This window comes from Streptomyces sp. NPDC001544, assembly GCF_042894285.1.
Taxonomy (GTDB): Bacteria; Actinomycetota; Actinomycetes; order Streptomycetales; family Streptomycetaceae; genus Streptomyces.
The window spans coordinates 275789-296688 of sequence record NZ_JBIAVN010000001.1 but is presented as its reverse complement, the minus strand read 5'-3'; the positions used below and the strand labels follow the sequence as shown (position 1 = coordinate 296688).

The 20900-nt window shown below is 65.4% G+C and carries 14 protein-coding genes; 2 read left to right on the top strand and 12 right to left on the bottom strand.

Translation table 11 applies throughout. The features are described from left to right. Nucleotides 1–151 precede the first annotated feature (151 nt). Nucleotides 152–931: a GntR family transcriptional regulator gene (locus ACFY0F_RS01310; RefSeq protein WP_388787109.1), complete on the top strand. Its 780-nt coding sequence runs from the start codon at nt 152–154 to the stop codon at nt 929–931. A gap of 410 nt (nt 932–1341) precedes the next feature. Here the strand turns inward: ACFY0F_RS01310 and ACFY0F_RS01305 are convergent, their stop codons facing one another. Together ACFY0F_RS01305 and ACFY0F_RS01300 are read right to left on the bottom strand one after the other, a co-directional pair. Continuing rightward, nucleotides 1342–1641, bottom strand: a complete 300-nt coding sequence (locus ACFY0F_RS01305; RefSeq protein ID WP_388787107.1) for a hypothetical protein — start codon at nt 1639–1641, stop codon at nt 1342–1344. Between the two features lie 317 nt (nt 1642–1958). Further along, nucleotides 1959–2519: an ATP-binding protein gene (locus ACFY0F_RS01300; protein WP_388787105.1), complete on the bottom strand. Its 561-nt coding sequence runs from the start codon at nt 2517–2519 to the stop codon at nt 1959–1961. 210 nt (nt 2520–2729) lie between these two features. Between ACFY0F_RS01300 and ACFY0F_RS01295 the strand changes: the two genes are divergently transcribed. Continuing rightward, on the top strand, nt 2730–4103 hold the full coding sequence (locus tag ACFY0F_RS01295) for a sporulation protein (RefSeq protein WP_388787102.1): 1374 nt from the start codon (nt 2730–2732) through the stop codon (nt 4101–4103). A 3-nt stretch (nt 4104–4106) separates the two neighbouring features. Here the strand turns inward: ACFY0F_RS01295 and ACFY0F_RS01290 are convergent, their stop codons facing one another. From ACFY0F_RS01290 to ACFY0F_RS01245, 10 genes are all read right to left on the bottom strand, one after another. After that, nucleotides 4107–5021: a phosphotransferase enzyme family protein gene (locus ACFY0F_RS01290; protein ID WP_388787099.1), complete on the bottom strand. Its 915-nt coding sequence runs from the start codon at nt 5019–5021 to the stop codon at nt 4107–4109. 237 nt (nt 5022–5258) lie between these two features. Further along, a complete protein-coding gene (locus tag ACFY0F_RS01285) occupies nt 5259–7148 on the bottom strand; it encodes a UvrD-helicase domain-containing protein (protein WP_388787096.1) in 1890 nt (629 codons plus the stop codon). After that, the gene (locus tag ACFY0F_RS01280; protein WP_388787093.1) at nt 7145–9307 is read right to left on the bottom strand and encodes an ATP-dependent endonuclease; all 2163 of its coding nucleotides are present in this window, start codon (nt 9305–9307) and stop codon (nt 7145–7147) included. Before ACFY0F_RS01280 ends, ACFY0F_RS01285 begins: the two co-directional genes overlap by 4 nt. Before the next feature lie 843 nt (nt 9308–10150). Then, nucleotides 10151–12091, bottom strand: coding sequence for a TIGR03960 family B12-binding radical SAM protein (locus ACFY0F_RS01275; protein WP_388787090.1), 1941 nt, complete (start codon nt 12089–12091; stop codon nt 10151–10153). 102 nt (nt 12092–12193) lie between these two features. Then, nucleotides 12194–13720: a CHAD domain-containing protein gene (locus ACFY0F_RS01270; RefSeq protein WP_388787087.1), complete on the bottom strand. Its 1527-nt coding sequence runs from the start codon at nt 13718–13720 to the stop codon at nt 12194–12196. Between the two features lie 37 nt (nt 13721–13757). After that, nucleotides 13758–14957 (bottom strand): rod shape-determining protein RodA, encoded by a 1200-nt coding sequence (gene rodA, locus ACFY0F_RS01265; protein WP_388787084.1) that lies wholly within the window; start codon nt 14955–14957, stop codon nt 13758–13760. Next, nucleotides 14954–17203, bottom strand: a complete 2250-nt coding sequence (mrdA, locus tag ACFY0F_RS01260; RefSeq protein ID WP_388787082.1) for a penicillin-binding protein 2 — start codon at nt 17201–17203, stop codon at nt 14954–14956. Before mrdA ends, rodA begins: the two co-directional genes overlap by 4 nt. A gap of 160 nt (nt 17204–17363) precedes the next feature. Next, nucleotides 17364–18041 (bottom strand): rod shape-determining protein MreD, encoded by a 678-nt coding sequence (gene mreD, locus ACFY0F_RS01255; protein ID WP_388787079.1) that lies wholly within the window; start codon nt 18039–18041, stop codon nt 17364–17366. A gap of 14 nt (nt 18042–18055) precedes the next feature. After that, nucleotides 18056–18994 (bottom strand): rod shape-determining protein MreC, encoded by a 939-nt coding sequence (gene mreC, locus ACFY0F_RS01250; RefSeq protein WP_388787077.1) that lies wholly within the window; start codon nt 18992–18994, stop codon nt 18056–18058. 178 nt (nt 18995–19172) lie between these two features. Next, complete coding sequence (locus ACFY0F_RS01245) at nt 19173–20192, bottom strand: rod shape-determining protein (protein ID WP_388789121.1); 1020 nt, start codon at nt 20190–20192, stop codon at nt 19173–19175. Nucleotides 20193–20900: the final 708 nt, after the last annotated feature.

Genomic DNA, 20900 nt, shown 5'->3' with positions numbered 1-20900 from the left:
TTGGCCAGCTGGGACGCCCAGCACATCCGGACGTCACTTGTCCTTACGAGTGATGACTATGGAGCGCTGTACGGCAAGGGCGCAACTACTTATGCTGACGAGTGATGACGCGCGTGCGACGTGCCTACGACACCGAACCGGAGAAGCCGAGATGACGGAGATCCAGCGCCCCGGAGCCCTCTACCAGCAGGTGGCCGCCGCCATCCGAGAGGCGATCCTGTCCGGCGAGTTCGCGCCCGCCTCCCCGTTGCCGTCGGAGGCCCAGCTGATCGCCCGTTACGGGGTCTCCCGCCCCACCGTGCGCAACGCGATCGCCGCACTGCGCGCGGAAGGGCTGATCGATGTACGGCATGGCAAGGGCAGCTTCGTACGCTCCGACGGTCAGCCCGCGCTCACCATCGAGCGCCGCATCAGCCGCACCAGCGACGGCAGGTTCACCATGCCCAACGGCGACGTGTGGGAGGAGGCCGAGGAGCCGGCCACGTACCGCACCCGCACCACCAAGGCCACGGGTCGTCTGCTCCAACTCGACGAAGAAGAAGCGCTCTTCGGCTGTGACCGACTGCTGATCGATCCGAGCACCGGCACCCGCGCCATGCACCGCACGCTGATCCCCTTCGAGGTGGCCGAAGCCGTCCCGCTGCTGAGGGAGGAGCCCTGCAAGCGTCCGGCAGCGGTCTACCGACTGCTCACCCAGGACGGACACGCCCTGTGGTGGTCGGAGACAGTCCGGGCCCGCATGCCGCTGCCCGACGAGCGCGGCACGCTCCAGCTCCCGGACGCGACTCCGATCCTGCACCTGGCCCGTGTCGCGCACGGCACCGACGACCGCCCGCTGATCCTCGAAGAACTGCGCGTCGGCGCGGACCGTGCCGAGATCACCTATCGGATCACCGCCGACAAGCAACCCGCCCGACGCCGCCAGGCATGAGGGGCGAGAGGCATCGGTCGAAACCGCCTTCACTTCCTCAAGGGCGCGCCTGCGGCGCGCCGGGCCGCCCGGCCGCCCCGGCCGGGCGTGCGGCGTGGCCGCCGGTCCCGTCCGGCCGCCGGACGCCCCGCACCGCAGGACGCTCAAGGAGTGGAGGCGTCGAACGGCCGTCGAGGGCCGGGGCGTGGTCGGCCGGGGGTCGCCGGCCTCCGAGACTTTAGGCAGCTCCCATGGGGCGAGCCTCGAAGAACAGGGGGCCCATCGGGCACGTACGCGGGCAGGACCAGTGCCTGCCCGATTCGCCGGGCCAGCGTAGGGCCCCCTGTTCACTCGCCCCATGGCAGCTACCGCCCAAAGTCTCTCCGGCAGGCGACGTGCCCACGCGCGCCGCTCACCGGCGCCAGTGCCCCTCATGCCGCACCGTCGGTGCCGTCGGCAAGCGTCTCCAGGAGCCCGGCAAGCAGTTCAGCCGCTTCCGGCCGGCCCGCCAGCCGCACAACCCCGCGCCCATCCCGGTCCGTCGAGGCCACCGCCCGCACGGCGGACAGCTCGAAGCCCACCCCGAGCAGCGCGCGATTCAACCGGTCGGCAGCCGCACGCCCAGTGCGCCAGCCCGCCACATAGTCGACTCCCGGCACCCACAGACCGTCGTCGTCTCCTGCAATGTCATCAAGACCGTCGCTCAGCCAGCTCTCACCCGAGCCAGTCACGTTGCCCACCTCTGTCCCGATCTATGTAACGGATCGTCAACTCTCTGTGGACCAGGGCAGACGCGCAGCACGACGGCCCCGGTACCATCAGGCACCGGGAACCGCCGCGTTCCCAACCGGGCCACCCTTCGCTTTCCAGGGCTGATGGGGTGGCCCGGTCTCGGTTTGTGGTTGTGAGGCGCGGCCCTCCGGCCGTGGGGGAGCTCCCGAAAATCCGGAGGAGCCGCGCCCTGGCCGAAGGGGTCAGACTCCGGCCGTACCGGGCCGCCGCCCGCTCCCGATCGCGAAGGAGCGAAACGAGGACGGCAGCCCGGAGATCACCAGTGCGGTACGGACTCCACTCCGCCGTTCAGATCGAATCGGCACCAAACCGTCTTGCCGCCCCGGTCCTCCGGCGTCCACCAGACCGACGCCGCCAGGCGCTGAGCGATGAGCAGTCCCCGACCGCTGTCGGGTAGCACCGCCTCAGACAGCTCTCCCAGCAGTCCCGGGGAGAACACCTCTCCCACCGGCAGCAGCGGAGGAGTCGAGTCCTCATCGGCGACCCCGATGAAGAGCCACTTCGGCCACATCTTGAAGATCACGTCGATGCGCCGGCAGCTACCAGGGGAGGACAGATGCCGGTCCGGCACGGCGTGGTTCACCACGTTGCCGACCAGTTCCGAGACGACCAACCGAGCGTCGTCAACGATCTCATCGGCACCCGCACCCCGGAGGAACACCGCCGTCATGTCGCGAGCGACGCGCGCCGTGTCACCGAACTCGGCGAAGAGCGTCAACGCCAGGAAGTGCCCGTCGGAGAACGGCTCCGGCCTCACGAACCAGTGCGCGTAAGCATCAAGCTCACCCGCCAGACGTTCGGTCTTCCCCGCGTCCATCGGCTTCCCCTTCCGCGGCCCCGCGGCCCTCAAGACACCGCTTGCTTCACGCAAGCCAGTACACGGCGAAGCAGGCGTGACCGGGAGCGTTCACCAGGGGGTTCACGTGAACACCGGCAAGGGCAAGGGGGTTCATCCATGAACCCCCCAAAGCTGATACTGCTGTGACACGATGAACACTTGCCGTCATTCTCGGGTTGGCAGGGGAGCATGAGCCGAGAGCCGAACGCGCCGTTGATCGCTGTCATGGAGCAGGCCAAGGTCTCGAACAAGGGCCTCGCGAAGCGCATGAAGGACACAGCCGCCGCACGCGGCATCAGTCTTGGAACGACGCACGTCTCCGTACAGCGCTGGCGGGACGGCGCCGGCATCCAACCGCAGACAGCGGCGATCATGGCGGACGTACTGAGCACCAAACTCGGACGCCGCATCACACCCGGCGATCTCGGCTTCTTCGACCACTCACGGCCCGCCGACCCTCAGCCGGTCGGCTACCCGGGCACCGTTCCCGACGTGCTCTCCACACTGGGCAGTCTTGCCGACGAGCGGTCTGAAACCCCGGCCGACGACCCGCTGATCGTTGCCGACGGAGACCTCAGCTCCGCCGTCCTGTCATGGATGATCGCGCGCCCCGATGGCATCCAAGCCGATCGCCCCGGACGCCAACGCGTCGGCATGCGCGACGTACGTGCGATCAGGGACGCCGCAGGCATGTTCATGCAGCTCGACTTCAAGTACGGCGGAGGCCACGGCCACAAAGCACTGCGCCACTACTTCCGCCACGAAGTCCTGCCGTTGCTGGACGCCAGTTACAGCGAAAAGGTGGGCACCGCCTTATTCGGCGCCGCCGCTGAGGTCTCTCAGCTTCTCGCGTGGACCGCGTACGACACTGGAAACCACCGGCTCGCCCACCGCTACCTGTCGTCCACGCTCCGGCTGACGCAGGTCATCGATGACCGTATGTTCGGCGCCCGCATCCTCGGCAACCTCAGCCACCAGGCGAACTATCTCGGCAACCACGCCCAGGCCATCCAACTGGCCCGCGCCGCCGTCGAGGGCGCCAAGGGCCGAGCCACCCCACGCGCCATGTCCAACTATTGGGCGATGGAGGCCCGAGCCCTCTCCAACGCGGGCGAAAAGGTAGGCGCAGCCCGGGCGATGAACGAGGCGGCACGCCACTTCGAGCAGGCCGACAGTGCCGAGGACCCCGCATGGCTGGGCTACTTCGACGAAGCGGAGCTCACGGGCGAGTTCTGCCACTGCTTCCGCGATCTACGGATGCGCCGGGAAGCAGTTGAGCAGGCACAGCGCGCCGTCGACAGCACCGACCCGGCGTACGCCCGCACCCTCGGTTTCTGCCGCATGGTGCTCGCGCAGAGCCAGCTCATAGACGGCGAGTTGGAAGCCGCGGTCACCACGGCGAGTCTCGCAGTCGACGGCGGAGACTCCCTCCAGTCCTCCCGCTTCCAGCGCTACGTGACCGACTTCCAGGCCGAGGTGAGCGCGCACGTGGCCCACCCCGCCGTGGTCGCCTTCAACGAGAAGGTGAGTGAGGCACTGGCCCGGCTGGACGACGACGAATAGCGGCTACCACGGCCGCCAGTCCCGAGGCGCGTCATCGTTGCGCAGGGCCGAGATGCGCCGGCGATACTCGGCAGCCGTCCTCTCGTCCTCCCGCACGTTCTGCATAAGCCAGGTCGTCATGCCGAACTCTTGGAGCCGCCGAAGCGTGTCATAACCAGGCCAGTCGTACAGGTCGCGCCCGTAGGCCCGCACGAATTCGGCGTACTCCTCGTCGGTCTGCCACCCAAGACTGTGATGCTCCGTGGCCGTGACCATCAGGTCCCATTCCGGGTGATCGAAGCAGAACGCCTCAAAGTCGATCAGGATGACGTGCCCTTGATCGTCCACCATGAGGTTCTGCACGTGGGCATCGCCATGCACAGGCCCCTTGGGGGTCCCGAAGCTCAGCTCTCCGAACTGGTCACGCAGCTCACGCCAGCGCTTCCGCAGGAAGACTCGATCGTCCTCCGGAATCGGGGCCCGGTCGATCCGCAGTTCTTGCTTGTCGAAGGGGTCGAACGAGGGAAACTCCACCCCGGCCGGCAGCGTCATGGAGTGGAGGTCTCGCAGGATGCCGCCCAGTTCCCCGTACGTCGCCTTACGGTCACCCTCACGGATGAGATGCCAGAAGGTCACCGGGTGACCGTCGACCACGAGTGGCTGTTCGAGGTCATCGAGGATGCGCGCCCCGGGGAAGCCCTCCCCTGCCAACCACCGCGACACGGCCACCTCGATACGCGCTTTGGGTAGCCACTCCTCCCCCCGCGCCACGCGCACGACCACGGGTACCGACGTCAGCCGGAACAGAGCGTTCTCCCCGAACCGGATCAGCTCCGCGCCCCCGCCATCCAGCCCCGCCGCCCGGCACGCGTCCCTCATCACCCCCGCAGCTCTCGCCGACGTGAACCCCTCTTCCGACCGAGCAGCGTCAACCGCCATGCCCGTACCAGCTCCCCTAGTCGCACGCGATCAACCAGCGCACGACTACGGGTGACCAACCCGACGTGCACCGGATACGACTTAGACCGTACCCAGTTGTGCACGACACGGCGAGATTGAGGTCCGACGGGTGAACTTTCAGACGGACAGGCTCTAGACGAGCCTTCGCAACTAAATACCTAGCCAGAAACGGCAGCCAGGCAAGAACACTGCTGTCTCCATTGGTTCGCTAGCTGACTAAAAAACTGCGAGGTCAGCTTCAGTCAAGATAGACGCCCCATCTGCAATATTCGATTTCCCAATCACCGACTTGGCCGTAACCGGGTCGCTTACGAACACAACAAGGGCAAGTGAATCAACCGCGCGTGAAACACACACATAAAGAAGGCGCCTAGTCCGCTCCAAGACCGATTCTTTCCCCGCAGTCAAGTTTCGCTTGTCAGTATCCGAAAGTTCCTTGATTCCAAATAGCTTCTCATAGGAATAAAGGCCATACTTTCCTTCATCGTCATCCAGGACAACTATGACTTTAGAGAATTCTGCCCCCTTAGTCCCATGCTGCGTAGAATAGGGAGACTGTTGTCGAATGTACCTGAAGTAATCCGAGAGTTCGCCTACGTTGCAGGCCATAAAGGCGTCTAGGGTCTCTTTGGTCTCCGTGGACAGCACGATCTCGGCATGCTGACCCTCCGGCTCTAGGTAAACGGAGAGTCGCGGGTCCGGGGAAATAAGGTTTGCGGTTAGAGCCAGCTTCAGAGCCTTCCCAATAGAGCCTGGACCACCCTTTGCCACAGTCTCGCGAAGTTGTGCCACAGCGTCACGCGCAAGAGCCAGCTTCTTCCTGACATCCTGGTCGGGGACCTCGTCATTGAATACTCCACCACTTTGACGAAGGGTAGAAATCACGACCGGAGAGTCAACACTATCGGCCGCGCAAACGGGAAGAATAACCTCATCAAAGGGTCGAAGCGGCCAGGCATTTCCTTCGTCAAAAGCTTCCTTCAAGCTCTTCGAGCCGCTATCGTGGAAAGCTGCGTAGAGATGCTCGAAACCCATGCGCTTGGCCACCATTCGGTGAACGATCATGAGGATCTTCGCACCCTCACCGTCGTTAGCCGAGTCCGCATCCCAGCTACCAGCGTTACTGTGCTGTCCAAGCCAGTCTCGCACGCGCTCCAGTCGTTCACTCCGCTGATCATCGGCAGGAAGAACGAAGAGAAAGAACTCGCCAGGGTTCCGCTCTTCCGGGGAACGCCCGGAAACCTGGACCATGCCGTCGGCTTCAGATCGAACATGGTTAACAACGTTGAGAACCCTAGTTGAACTACGGAAATTTTCGGGTTTCTCGATTCGTTCCCACCCTTGCTCTCGAATAATCGAACCAACCCCCCGTTGAAAAATGTTCTGCATGGGGTCTCCAAAAAACCCTAAGCAGATGGCACCTTTCACCTGAGCATCAACAGATTTAAGCGCTTCGACGACTTTAGGAAAGGTATCCTGGCTCTCATCAACAAAGATATACGGATATTTACTGGCCACGATTTGCTTAAGAAGCTTGCTACTGAGGATCAGGTCGGGAACCATTGCGATGATATCCTCATGCCCTAGGATTCCCTTTGCATAGTCACTTCCGACACCGTATGAGTAACGCTTGACCTCGTTGATTAGTCGAAGCTGAGCACCAAGTTTCTCCAGATCAGATTTATCCTTCGTCACCGTGGTGTTACGCGTGCGCGTTGTGTAATTTTTCTGCTTTTCTTTGATCTCATGAATCAAGCCCTCTACATGACTACGCACCCACTTGGCTATATCTCTCTGGAACGGCTTAATTAGAGTCCACAGAAAACTATGGATGGTGGACACGGAGACTAGAGGACTGTTGGCCACATCTGCGTGGATCTCCTTAGCTGCCACTTCGGTGTAGGTAACGCATGCAACCTGCTGGGTTCGAGCCCTTAGCTGGGCGCCATGCCGCGTCACTACATAATCAAGTGCCTTCACCAGAGAAGTTGTCTTGCCTGAACCGGCGCCGGCAACCACGATGAAGGATCGAAGTTGATCACCGTCCAGGAGGCCACGCAACTTAATATCTGCAGGAGTGTCTGGGGCAGAAACTCGTGATTTCATTTCACCTCACCCCCGACCGAAGAGCCCACAGGTGGAGACAATAACTGCGCACAAAGCCAATCCAACCCGTCCATGATGTACTGCGGCGGTTTCCATGCGGTGTCTTTCTCAGCAATAAGGCCTAGAGCAAACCTCGTTTTATCGAGGTTTCGAACCCGAGCGAAAAGCGCATCGTGTAGTTGTTCAAGAGTCATTTGGTTTGACTTAGGGATAGTGAGGCCGATGGCCTTTCTCGATGGTTCTTGAGTCCAAGTCAAATTCTCCAGGGCGAAGGCCTCTTCGAGGGTTCGACCAGCCAGCTCAATCCCATTAGAACCCCATACAGTAGGCTGGCGGGTCTGGTACGCAACTCGGATGTTGCCAGCCTCCTCCCCATCGAGCTTAACGACCTTTTCGCTGTCTGGAAGGTCTAGCAACTCTTCAATCGTGGTCAGCTTAGGAAACCAATGTTTAAGCGTCTCGTTTGAGGTGATGGCGTGCGGCACAGTCGTCTTGCACGCACGGCTCCCTTCGGAATCCTTCGCTTCAGCACTGTTAACTTCCGGTGGCCCAACACTGTCGAGGTCCGTGATGGCCAAGGTGGTGATCTCCAAAAATTCAAGCAGCTCCTGAAATACATGCGCGAACGCTCCGCCCACTTCGAGGATAGTGAGATGGCACGCCTTCAACGCAGGAAATTTTCGCTCTATGACTAGAGGCAACAGCAGTCGCTCAACATTTCCTTCGACCAAAATAACAGCATCGGCGAAGAATAGGTCGCAATGGGTGAGTTTCAGATACTGTTGCAAGAAATCTCGTGTCGCCTCTTCTTCTCCGTTATAGAAGACCGACAGGTTCTTGACCTCGCTGCAATGCACCGATTGCGTACCGCTATCTCGGCAGAAATACCGAATCGGCTTGAAGCTGCTCTCGTACAAGATGTGCGACGAGTGAGTCGTGACAACCATCTGAGTATGGAACCCAGATTTAGCCTCGGGGAGAAGTTCGAAGACTCTGCGAATGAACACCTGTTGCAGTTGAGCGTGCAGATGGGCTTCTGGCTCTTCGATCATGATTAGGTGTACTGGTGGACGATGGTCATCTACATCTTCCCAAGCATGGTGGAAGTCCAAGATCTCAACAGCCATGTAGATCAAATTCTTGAACCCTAGGCCATTGTATTGATCTGGCAGTACCTGTGATGAATCAGGGAGCAGGGACCCCCTGGACGAGGGAAGCGCGTAGTGAACGCGTGCATTTGTGCTTAGCATGTTCTGCACATTGAACGAGGCCTTGACTACGAGGCCAGCATTGGTAGCCCCTGGGTATCCAAGATGCTCAATACTCTTCAGAATAGAATCAAACGCTTGAGCAAAATGCTCGTTGAGGGCCGATTCCGAGTTAGCGATAGCGCTAAGGGCATCGAGGTCAGTTTCAAACTTCTGCAAATTGCGCTGATAGTACCTACTGAGTCTCCGAGACAAGTCCTCGGCTCGACCGTGCGATTCTGAATCCGTGAGATGCCGCTGGGCATTAAGAAAGTCAACCTTGATGAGCGAACTGACCATAGCGCCGGCGCCGGTGGCGTTCGTTCCAAGGTAGAACGGCTCGTATCCGTCTCTCGGAATTAGGTCGGCATCGCACTGACGAGCATCAAGTGCGTAATACTTGATCTCATATTCGCTCGTCAGCCGCTTGGTGAGATAATCGGTTAGATTCAGGGGCCACGGCTTGTAAGCACTATCAGAACTCTCGTCAGGAAGCTTCCTATCGCTCCGCGACTTCTGGTAATTCATCATCAACGAGGAAGGGTCTTTGGGCGCATAAACCATACGCAACCCCACAGGTTCCCCGTCCCAGTCGAGGCCTGGCAAGAGATTGAGGACGCGATGCACGTTGTCTTCATCAACCTCGAACCAAAGATCGAAATAGATATTGGGTAGGTCCAATTCCGTTTGATCCACTGCAGAACCGAGGCTGTTGAATGCATCCCAACAGTCGGCCGTGAAATCGTAGATCTGGAATCGAACCTTGGGGTCTAGGAACCGTTGGAACACGTGAGTTGCAGACGTCTTGCCGCTGTTATTCGCGCCAACAAAAATCGTTGTTTTCTCATCGAGGTCTACTCGGACGTTCTTCAGGCGGCGAAAGTTCTGAACTCGAAACGACTTAATGTGCACCGAACCCCCCGGAGTCTTCTAAAATTTCGAGCATGCCGTCAGCCGTGCAGCAAGTCGACGTCCCAGGCGACCATCGAGTCCAGTGCGACGCCTAGTGCAATTCACTCAAGCGTTCGATAGCCCCTCTGCGCAACCAGTGCCACCCGGTCAGTTAGCCCGCCCTTCCCCGCCCCTTCCCTGATCCGCAGGGCTAATTAGGGTAGCTGACTGCCGACTGGTGCGACTGGTGATTCGCTGATATTCCACTCCTTCGTGAGTGTCGAAGGGTTGCGTCGGGGACGCATGTGGACTGCAACTGAGCGTCGCCCAGGCTCAGTTGCAGCATCAAGGGCCTCACGGGCATGCGTGGCCAAGGGTGCGGGTACGTAGTCGTCAGCGATGGAGCTCTGTCGACCTGAGCCTTCGGCCACTTGATCGAATGCTTTGCTCGCCTCGGTGGCGCTAGGGGCTCGAAGTGGGAAGCGGCCACGACAGTCTCAGCGTGAGGGAAATAGCTTCACACCGAACTGTGAAGATCACGTCCTGACGGTTGTGACGCAGCGCCGCCTCCGAACTGCGAGACCGCCCTGATCGAACATCTCACTTCCCTGGCAACACGAAGCCGCCGCTCAGATGGTCCTGAGCGGCGGCTCCCTCAGTGCTTACACCCACTCCACCTCGGAGCAGACGCCGGACGAGCCTCCAGGCCCCGGCAGCGGCGTTCTGGACACTTGCTGGGGCAACTGCTGCCGCCCCCGTTGCACGCCGAGCATGCTCAACAGTGCCGCAGCCTCTTCCTCTGTGACTTCCGCCATAGCGCCGGCGAGGCGCCGCAGCGGATCATCACTCACGTCAGAGCCCGTTTCAGCTGGTCGGAGAGGACTTCTTGACCGTCAGCGGCAGGAGCTTCTTGCCGCTCTGGCTCAGTTGTGGCCATGTGTCGAACTGGGGGCACACGCCGCAGTCGAAGCACGGCGTCCAGCGGCAGTCCTCGACCTCGGTCTCGTCGAGCGCGTCCTGCCAGTCCTCCCAGAGCCAGTCCTTGTCGAGGCCGGAGTCGAGGTGGTCCCAGGGGAGGACCTCCTCGTAGGTGCGCTCCCGGGTGGTGTACCAGTCGACGTCCACACCGAAGGGGGCGAGGGCCTTGTCGGCGCAGGCCATCCAGCGGTCGTAACTGAAGTGCTCGCGCCAGCCGTCGAAGCGGCCGCCGTCGTCGTAGACGGCGCGGATGACGGCGCCGATGCGGCGGTCGCCGCGGGAGAGCAGGCCCTCGACGATGCCCGGCTTGCCGTCGTGGTAGCGGAAGCCGATGGAGCGGCCGTACTTCTTGTCGCCGCGGATCTTGTCACGGAGCTTCTCGAGGCGGGCGTCCGTCTCCTCCGCCGAGAGCTGCGGGGCCCACTGGAAGGGGGTGTGGGGCTTGGGCACGAAGCCGCCGATGGAGACCGTGCAGCGGATGTCGTTGGACCTCGACACCTCGCGGCCCTTCTGGATGACCCGCGTGGCCATGTCGGCGATCTGCAGGACGTCTTCGTCGGTCTCGGTGGGCAGGCCGCACATGAAGTACAGCTTCACCTGGCGCCAGCCGTTGCCGTAGGCGGTGGCGACGGTCCTGATCAGGTCCTCTTCCGAGACCATCTTGTTGATGACCTTGCGGATGCGCTCCGAGCCGCCTTCGGGGGCGAAGGTCAGGCCGGAGCGGCGGCCGTTGCGGGTCAGTTCGTTGGCCAGGTCGATGTTGAAGGCGTCCACGCGGGTGGAGGGCAGCGAGAGGCCGATCTTGTCGTCCTCGTAGCGGTCCGCCAGGCCCTTGGCGACGTCACCGATCTCCGAGTGGTCCGCGGAGGAGAGGGAGAGGAGACCGACCTCTTCGAAGCCGGTGGCCTTCAGGCCCTTCTCCACCATCTCGCCGATGCCCGTGATGGAGCGCTCGCGCACCGGGCGGGTGATCATGCCCGCCTGGCAGAAGCGGCAGCCGCGGGTGCAGCCGCGGAAGATCTCCACCGACATGCGCTCGTGGACGGTCTCCGCGAGCGGGACCAGGGGCTGCTTGGGGTAGGGCCACTCGTCCAGGTCCATGACCGTGTGCTTGGAGACCCGCCACGGGACGCCGGAACGGTTGGGGACGACACGGGCGATACGGCCGTCGGGCAGGTACTCGACGTCGTAGAAGGCCGGGATGTAGACCCCGCCGGTCTTCGCCAGCCGGAGGAGGACCTCGTCGCGGCCGCCGGGACGGCCCTCCGCCTTCCACTCCTTGATGATTCGCGTCATGTCGAGCACGGCCTGCTCGCCGTCGCCGATGACCGCCGCGTCGATGAAGTCGGCGATCGGCTCGGGATTGAACGCCGCGTGGCCGCCGGCCAGGACGATCGGGTCGTCGACGGTGCGGTCCTTGGACTCCAGCGGGATGCCGGCCAGGTCGAGCGCCGTCAGCATGTTCGTGTAGCCCAGCTCCGTGGAGAAGGACAGGCCGAACACGTCGAAGGCCTTCACCGGGCGGTGGCTGTCCACCGTGAACTGCGGGACGCCGTGCTCCCGCATCAGCGCCTCCAGGTCCGGCCACACGCTGTAGGTGCGCTCGGCGAGGACGCCCCGCTGCTCGTTGAGGACCTCGTAGAGGATCATGACGCCCTGGTTGGGCAGGCCGACCTCGTACGCGTCCGGGTACATGAGCGCCCAGCGGACGTCGCACTCGTCCCAGTCCTTGACGGTGGAGTTGAGTTCTCCGCCGACGTACTGGATCGGCTTCTGCACGTGCGGGAGCAGGGCCTCGAGCTGTGGGAACACCGACTCGACAGACATCGCGGGGGTTACCTTCGTGAGCTGACCGGGGGGCACCCCCGGCCGGAGGCTGGGGGAGAGTGACTGTCTAGCGTAACCCGGTCGGAGACCTCTCCCGTACGCTCAGACGGACGCCCGGGACGTCGCCTTCCGCCAGGCACCCGGCAGCTCGCCCTCCACCGTCGCCGCCCGCTGCTCCTCCCGCCCGTACAGCAGCCCGTACGTGAAGTCGGACTCCCCCGCCGCGTGCGCCACGGCGGACAGTTCGCGCAGGGCCTGGCGGGCCATGACGCTGTCCTGGTGGTCGCCGAGGAGCTGCGTCATGGACTTCATGGACCTGGCCAGGACGGCGGCCGGGTCACCGAGGGCCGGGACGGCCGCCTCGGCCGCGTAGCGGGCGCGCTTGGCCTTCTTGCGGGCCTCGTGCACGGCGACGTCGCGGTCCTGGCCGGGGGGTGTGTCGATCGCGAGCTCGACGAGCCCGGAGACCCGGCGGAGCTCGTCGCGTACGGCCTTGGCGATGACCTTGCCGGGCTTCTTGCCCGCCGGCCCCCGCAGCGGCGGGTCCGCGAGCAGGGCGTCCAGGGCGTCGAGCAGCGCCATGTGGCGCGCGGAGTCGAGGACGCCGAGGAGACGGGACCGTGATCCGCCGCGCCGGCCCTCCGCCCAGATGCGCAGCCGGTCGCCGACCGGGCCGGAGACCAGGGTGTCCGGCAGTGCGGCGAGGTCGCCCGTCAGACGTTCGGCCAGCACCTCGCGGTCGCGGTCCACGCCCAGTTCGCCCGCCAGCCACTTCAGCTCCGCGCCGATCGGGTCGGTGACGGCCCGGTCGAACAGCGCCCGGTAGGCCCGCAGCGCGCTGCGGGCGCGGCGGGTGGCGACCCGCATCTGGTGGACGGAGTCCTCGACGTCCCTGCGTACGGCCGGGTCGAGCGCGACGATCGCGTTCCGCTGGGCGCGGAGGTAGGCGAGGACGTGGTCGCCGGCGGTGACGGGCGGGGCGGCCTCCCGCCCGCGCTGTCCTTTCTGACCCGCCTTCCCCTTCTTCCTCTTCGGCGCGGTCTCGGCGAGCGCCCGGGCCAGCTTCGACGGTGACTTGGAGGGTCGTACGTCGGCCTTGCGCAGCCGCTTGTCGACCAGGTCGAGGAAGGCCGGGTCCCCGCCGTCGGCGAGTTCGACCTCGATCTCGGTCCACTGGGTGAGGCCGCCGGCGGCGGTGAGCCGCTCCGCCGTCACGGCGTCCACGCTGGCCTCGGCGAGCAGCCGGCCGTCGGTGTCGACGAGGTGGCGTACGTCGCGGACGGAGCGGAGCCGTACGACGGGGACCAGTTCGGCGTCGCGGACGCGGGAGCGGGCCAGGGCGGTGAGGTCGTCCGGGACGGTGTCGGACAGGGGCGCCCGGATCTCGTCGCGTACTCCCGGGGCGACCGGGAGTTTCAGGTGCCAGCCCGCGTCGGAGCCGCCGGTGCGGCGCCGCAGGGTGACACCGTCGGCGGCCAGGCGCTCGTCGGGCGTGTCGTAGTAGGTGGCGTCCAGCTCCACCACGCCCTTGTCCAGGACCGCCGTCACCCCGCCGACGCCGGTCAGGTCGGGCAGGCCGCTCTGGTGGGACTCGTACTTGCGCTCTGTCTCCCGCTTCACATCCGCCATGAACCGAATCTAGTCGCGATCCGCCCCGCTGGACCTCCTATGCGGACATCGGTCGTTGCACCCTGATCGACTGCAGGAGTCCCACCGCCACCCACACCGCGAACATCGACGAGCCGCCGTACGACACGAACGGCAGCGGCAGACCGGTGACCGGCATGATGCCGAGGGTCATGCCGATGTTCTCGAAGGCCTGGAAGGCGAACCAGGCCACGATCCCGGCGGCCACGATCGTGCCGTACAGCTCGGTCGTCTCGCGGGCGATGCGGCAGGCCCGCCAGAGGACCACACCCAGCAGGAGGATTATCAGGCCCGCCCCGACGAAGCCCAGTTCCTCCCCGGCGACGGTGAAGACGAAGTCGGTCTGCTGCTCGGGCACGAACTGGCCGGTGGTCTGCGAGCCGTGGAACAGGCCGGCGCCGGTCAGTCCGCCGGAGCCGATCGCGATGCGGGCCTGGTTGGTGTTGTAGCCGACGCCCGCGGGGTCGAGGTCGGGGTTGGCGAAGGCCGCGAAGCGGTTGATCTGGTACTCGTCCAGGATGTGCAGCTGCCAGACCGCGATCGCGCCGAGCGCGCCCGCGCCGATGAGGCCGAACACCCAGCGGTTGGATGCGCCGGAGGCGAGCAGCACGCCCAGGATGATGATCACCATGACCATCACCGAGCCGAGGTCGGGCATGAGCAGCACGATCATGATCGGTACGGCGGCCAGGCCCAGGGACTGCAGGACCGTGCGGTGGTCGGGGTACTTCTTGTCGCCCGCGTCGACCCGGGCGGCGAGCAGCATCGCCATGCCGAGGATGATCGTGATCTTCACGAACTCGGAGGGCTGGAGCGAGAAGCCGCCGCCGAGCACGATCCAGGAGTGCGCACCGTTGACCGTGGAGCCGAGCGGGGTGAGCACCAGCAGGATGCCGAAGACCGACAGCCCGTAGAGGATCGGCACGAAGTTGCGCAGGGCGCGGTGGCCGAGCCAGACGGTGCCGATCATCAGGGCGAGCCCGATGCCGGTGTTCATGATGTGCCGGATCAGGAAGTAGTACGGGTCGCCCTGGTTGATCTCGGTGCGGTTGCGGGTCGCGGAGTAGACGAGCAGGGAGCCGAGCAGCGACAGGGCGAGGGCCGCGAGCAGCATCGGCCAGTCCAGTCGGCGGGCCACCGAGTCGCGGGCGAGCAGCCGGGTCCAGCCGGCCCGCTCGGGGCCGTAGCCGGAGACGGAGAAGGTGTTGGCGCCGGTCATGCGGGCATCCTCCGGCTTCCCCTCTTGCGAGGCCTTCTGCGGGTGTTGCGGTTGCCGGTCTCGGGTGAGGCCGTGGTCGCGGCGGGCTGCGAGTCGTCCGGGGACGGGGAGCCGGACGGGGTGGCCTGGATGTCCTTGGCGGGGTCGCCGGAGACCTTGGGGGTGGCGATGGTGCCGTCGGTGCGGACCTTCGGCAGGCCCTTCTGGGGCTCGGGCAGCAGCGCCTTCTTCTTGTCGATCGAGCCGTCCGACTGGACGCCGTAGAGCGCGCTGTAGATGTTGCGCACGGCCTCACCGGAGGCGCCGGAACCCGTACCGGCCTGGGCGATGGTCATGATGACCGTGTAGTCCTTGGAGTAGGTGGCCAGCCAGGACGTGGTCTGCTTGCCGTAGACCTCCGCGGTACCGGTCTTGGCGTGCAGGGCGATCTTGTCCTGGGGCCAGCCGCCGAACTTCCAGGCGGCGGTACCGCGGGTGATGACGCCCGCGAAGGCCTCGTTCATGCCCTTGAGGGTGGCCTGGCTGACCGGCAGCTTCCCCGTCCTCTTCGGCTTGATCTCCTGGACGCTCTTGCCGTCGGCGCTGATGACCGCCTTGCCGATGGTCGGCTGGTACATGGTGCCGCCGTTGGCGACGGCGCCGTAGATCGCGGCCTCCTGGATCGGGGTGACGAGGGTGTCGCCCTGGCCGATGGAGTAGTTGATCTCGTCACCCTCGCGCATCTTGTTGCCCTCGAGGCAGTTCTCGTACGCGATCCTCTCCACGTACGAGCCGTTCTTCTTGCCGCTCTTGCACCAGGCGTCCTTGTTGGCCTTCCAGTAGTTCTGCTTCCACTGGCGGTCGGGGACGCGGCCGGTGACCTCGTTGGGCAGGTCGACGCCGGTCTCCTTGCCGAGGCCGAACTGGTGGGCGGTCTTGAAGAAGTAGTCCTTGGGCTCGCCCTTCTTCGGGTTGATGCCGCCGTCCTTCTTCCATTCGCGGTCGGCGAGGCCGTAGAAGACGGTGTCGCAGGAGACCTCGAGGGCGCGGCCGAGCGAGATGTCGCCGAAGTTCTCGCCCTCGAAGTTCTTGAAGACCTGGCCGCCCACCGAGTACGAGCTGGTGCACGGGTAGCCGCCGTCCCAGGGGTAGCCGGCCTGGACCGCGGCGGCCGTGGAGACCACCTTGAAGGTCGAGCCGGGCGCGGCCTGACCCTGTATGGCCCTGTTGAGCAGCGGGTAGTCGGAGTTCTTGCCGGTCAGGGCCTTGTAGTCCTTGCCGGAGATGCCACCGACCCAGACGTTGGGGTCGTAGGTCGGGGCGGACGCCATGGCGACGATCCGGCCGGTCTTGGCCTCCATCACGACGACGGCGCCGGAGTCGGCCTTGTAGTTCCTGCCGGTGATCTTGTCGTACTGCTGGCGGGCGACCTTCATCGCGTGGTCCAGCTCGTACTCGGCGACCCGCTGGACCCGGGAGTCGATGCTGGTGACGAGGTTGGCACCGGGCTTCGCGGCGTCCGCCTGGGCCTTGCCGATGACACGGCCGAGGTTGTCGACCTCGTAGCGGGTGACGCCGGCCTTGCCGCGCAGCGCCTTGTCGTACTGGCGCTCGAGACCGCTGCGGCCGACCATGTCGGAGCGCAGGTAGGGCGAGTCGGTGTTCTTGGCCTTCTGGATCTCGCCGTCGGTGACCGGCGAGAGGTAGCCGAGCACCTGCGCGGTGTTGGCCTTGCCGGGGGCCGGGTAGCGGCGCACGGCCTCGGGTTCCGCGGTGATCCCGGGGAAGTCCTCGGCACGCTCACGGATCTGCAGGGCCTGCTTCGCAGTGGCCTTGTCGGTGATCGGGATCGGCTGGTACGGGGAGCCGTTCCAGCACGGCTGCGGGGTCTTGGCGTCGCACAGCCGGACCTTCAGCATGACCTCCTTGGGGTCCATGCCGAGGACCCCGGCCAGCTTGGCGAGGACCGCCTTGCCGTCGTCCTTCTGCTTCAGCAGGTCGGTGCGGGAGGCGGAGACCACCAGCCGGGTCTCGTTGTCGGCGAGCGGCACGCCGCGCGCGTCCAGGATCGAGCCGCGGACGGCGGGCTGGACGACCTGCTGGACGTGGTTGCCGGAGGCTTCCTTCTGGTACTCGGCGCCCTCCCGGATCTGCAGGTACCACAGACGGCCGCCGAGGGTGCCGAGCAGGGAGAGGACGAGGATCTGGATCACGACGAGCCGGATCTGGACCCTTGGGGTCCGCCCGGTCTCCGGAATGTTGGTCATGGGCGTAGCCCATTCCTTGGAAGGGTGGTGGTGGGAGACGGGTGGGCGTTGGTCACTGCGGCTGCCTCCCCCTCTCAGTGTGTGTATGTGTCATATACGACGAAGCTGTGCGCGGGCGGGCGCTGACCCCGTGTCCCTGCGACCGCCGGTTCTCCGGTGCTCACAGCCGCTTGACCCCCTTGATGCGGCTCACGCGCGCGGTGCGGGTGCGGGTCCTGGCCTTCAGGGCGCCGAGGCCGCCGCGCTGGCTGCCGATGCGCAGCCCGGTGCCGGAGGAGAGCCAGCCGGAGGAGATGTCGGCCGTCTTGGCCGCGGAGGTGGTCTCCGCCAGGGGGTCGTTGTCGAGGCGGCGGGCCAGGGCGATGATCCCGGGGACGACGAACGGCGCGAGCAGCAGGTCGTAGACGGCGGCCGTGACGAGCAGACTGACCAGGCCGACATGGCGGGCGGCGGTGTCGCCGACGAGGGCGCCGACCCCGGCGTACAGCAGCGTCGAGCCGATCGCGGCGGCGACCACGACGACCATCGGGCCGGTGGCCGACTTCAGGCGGCCGTTCTCCGGTTTGATGAGTCCGGCGAAGTAGCCGACGACACACAGCACCAGCGCGTACCGGCCGGCGGCGTGGTCCGCGGGCGGGGCGACGTCGGCGAGGAGTCCCGCGCCGAAGCCGATGAGGGCGCCGCCCACATGACCGTAGACGATCGCCAGGCCCAGCACGGTGAGCAGCAGCAGGTCGGGGACCGCGCCCGGGAGATGCAGCCGGGCGAGGACACTCACCTGGACGACCAGGGCGACGACGACCAGCGCGGTGGAGAGCAGGATCCGGTTGAGGCGCATGGGACTTCTGGCTCCTACTGCTGCTGGGCGTTGGCGGTCGCGTCGGCGGACGGGGTGACCGTCACGGTCACCGTCGGCGTCGGGGTCGGCTTGGGCTTGGCCGGGAGCACCTCGTCGCGCGGGTCCTTCTTCGGGGCCTCGACGACCACGCCGACGATGTCGAGCTTGGTGAAGCCCACGAACGGGGTGACGGAGAGGGTGCGGGTCAGGCCGCCGCCGGAGGGGTCGACGCGGGAGACGACACCCACGGGCACGCCGGGCACGAACGGCTTGTCGGACTGGGAGCCGAAGGTGACGAGCCGGTCGCCCTTCTTCACCTCCGCCTTGCCGTCGAGGAGTTCGACGCGCAGCGGGCGGTCGCCCTGACCGGAGGCGAAGCCGAGTTCGTCGCTGCCCTCCATCCGGGTTCCGACGGTGAAGTCCGGGTCGTTGGCGAGCAGTACGGTGGAGGTGTTCGGGCCGACGGTGGTGACGCGCCCGACCAGGCCGTCCCCGTTGAGCACGGTCATGTCCCGCTTGATGCCGTCGTCGGCGCCGACGTCGATGGTGATGGTCCAGGAGAAGCCCTGGGCCGAACCTATGGCGATGACCTGGGCGCCCTTGATGCCGTACTGGCCCTCGCCGGCGATCTTCAGCATCTTGTCGAGCTGCTTGAGGCGGCTGCGCGTACGGTCGTTGCTGCCGAGCTTCGCCTTGAGGGTCGCGTTCTCCTGCTCCAGCCGGGCGAGCCGGTCGTGCCGCTCACCGGAGTCACGGACCGCGGTGACGGCGTTGCCGACCGGGTCGACCACCGACGACACGCCGTTCTCGATCGGGCCGAAGGCCGCGGCCGCGGCCTGGCGGGCGCCGTCGACCGGGGAGTTCTCGCCGCCGCGGATGTCCACCGTGATCAGCGCGAACGCGATGGCGATCAGCAGCACCAGGAGCAGCCGGCTCTCTTTCGTGTCCCTCACGTGCGGCGGCCGTGCCCTTCCTCATTGGAATGCGACTGGGGATGCAACTTGCGGGATGAACTTGTGGGATACAACTTGCGGGTTGCAACTCTCGCGAGGTGCGGGAGCTTATGTCTCTATATCAACGATCCGCCGTACGAGAGGAGATCGTCTCGTACGGCGGAACCGAGGAGTCGCGTCATCGGCGCGGCTGGGCGTCGAGCACCTGCTGGAGCGCTTCGAACTCCTCGACGCACTTGCCGGAGCCGAGCGCCACGCTGTCCAGCGGGTCCTCGGCGATGTGGATGGGCATACCGGTCTCCCGGCGCAGCCGTTCGTCGAGTCCGCGCAGCAGGGCGCCGCCACCGGTGAGGACGATCCCGCGGTCCATGATGTCGCCGGACAGCTCCGGCGGGCACTTGTCCAGGGTCGTCTTGACGGCGTCGACGATCGCGTTGACGGGCTCCTCGATCGCCTTGCGCACTTCGGACGCGGAGATGACGACGGTCTTCGGCAGCCCGGACACCAGGTCCCGGCCGCGGATCTCGGTGTGCTCGTCGGTGTCGAGTTCGTACGCCGAGCCGATCGTGATCTTGATCTGTTCGGCCGTCCGCTCACCCAGCAGAAGGCTGTACTCCTTCTTGATGTGCTGGATGATCGCGTTGTCCAGTTCGTCGCCGGCGACGCGGATGGACTGGGCGGTGACGATGCCGCCGAGCGAGATGACCGCGACCTCCGTGGTGCCGCCGCCGATGTCCACCACCATGTTGCCGGTGGCCTCGTGGACCGGCAGGCCGGAGCCGATGGCGGCGGCCATGGGCTCCTCGATGATGTGCACCTGGCGGGCGCCCGCCTGGGACGACGCCTCGATCACGGCGCGGCGCTCGACGCCGGTGATGCCGGAGGGCACACAGACGACGACGCGCGGCCTCGCGAGATACCTCCGCTTGTGGATCTTCAGGATGAAGTAGCGGAGCATCCGCTCGGTGATCTCGAAGTCGGCGATGACGCCGTCCTTCAGCGGCCGCACGGCGACGATGTTGCCCGGGGTCCGGCCGATCATCTTCTTGGCTTCGGCGCCGACCGCGAGGATGCCACCGGTGTTCGTGTTGATCGCGACGACGGACGGCTCGTTGAGTACGATCCCGCGACCCCTGACGTACACCAGCGTGTTGGCGGTCCCGAGGTCGACAGCCATGTCACGGCCGATGAACGACATTGAGTTCCCCATCAGGATTCGTCTGGCCTTCCCACGAGCTTTTGAGGGCTTTTCAGGTCGGCGAGGTGGGTGCTGTGACGTGAAGGCTTCCATCGTAAACGCGCCTGCACGAACACTGCGCGAGGGTCTTCGCCATTGTCAGCAGATGGACGAGCGCCTCGCTTGTGGAGACGACCCAACGGGGGCACTCGTTCCCCCGATCGGCGCGCATATGCCAATCGGCGGCCGAAAAGGTACGGCCGCCGCAGCTCAGCGGCTGATGCCAGGTGACGAACCCTCAGAAAAAACCTCGAAAAACTTACTTCCCGAGGGGAGCGGCCGGGCGCGACCGGACCACCCGAATGCAGGCACGGGCAGGTCGGCAGCACACAACCCCGCCGGGCGCAACACGACCGTCGCGGCCCCGCCCGGGGGGCGCGTCGTGGGCCAGGCGGCGTGGCGCGTGCGTTCGGCGACCGGAAGCGGCGCACACCGGCCCGGCCGACCGCGGCCACACCCGCCCACCCCGGGTGCCGCGAACCAGCGGACCCGGAACCGGTGACGCCCACAGCGCACAGCGCGCAGCCCCCGGGCGAGTGGTCGTGGCGTGTGCGGCGACGCGACTTTCCGTGCGTCGCGGCGGCCGCGGCCTTCGGGCCCGCCCCGCGCTCCCCCGCGCGCTCCCGGCCGGACCGGACCTGACCGCACACGGCTGGGCGCGGCCGCCGA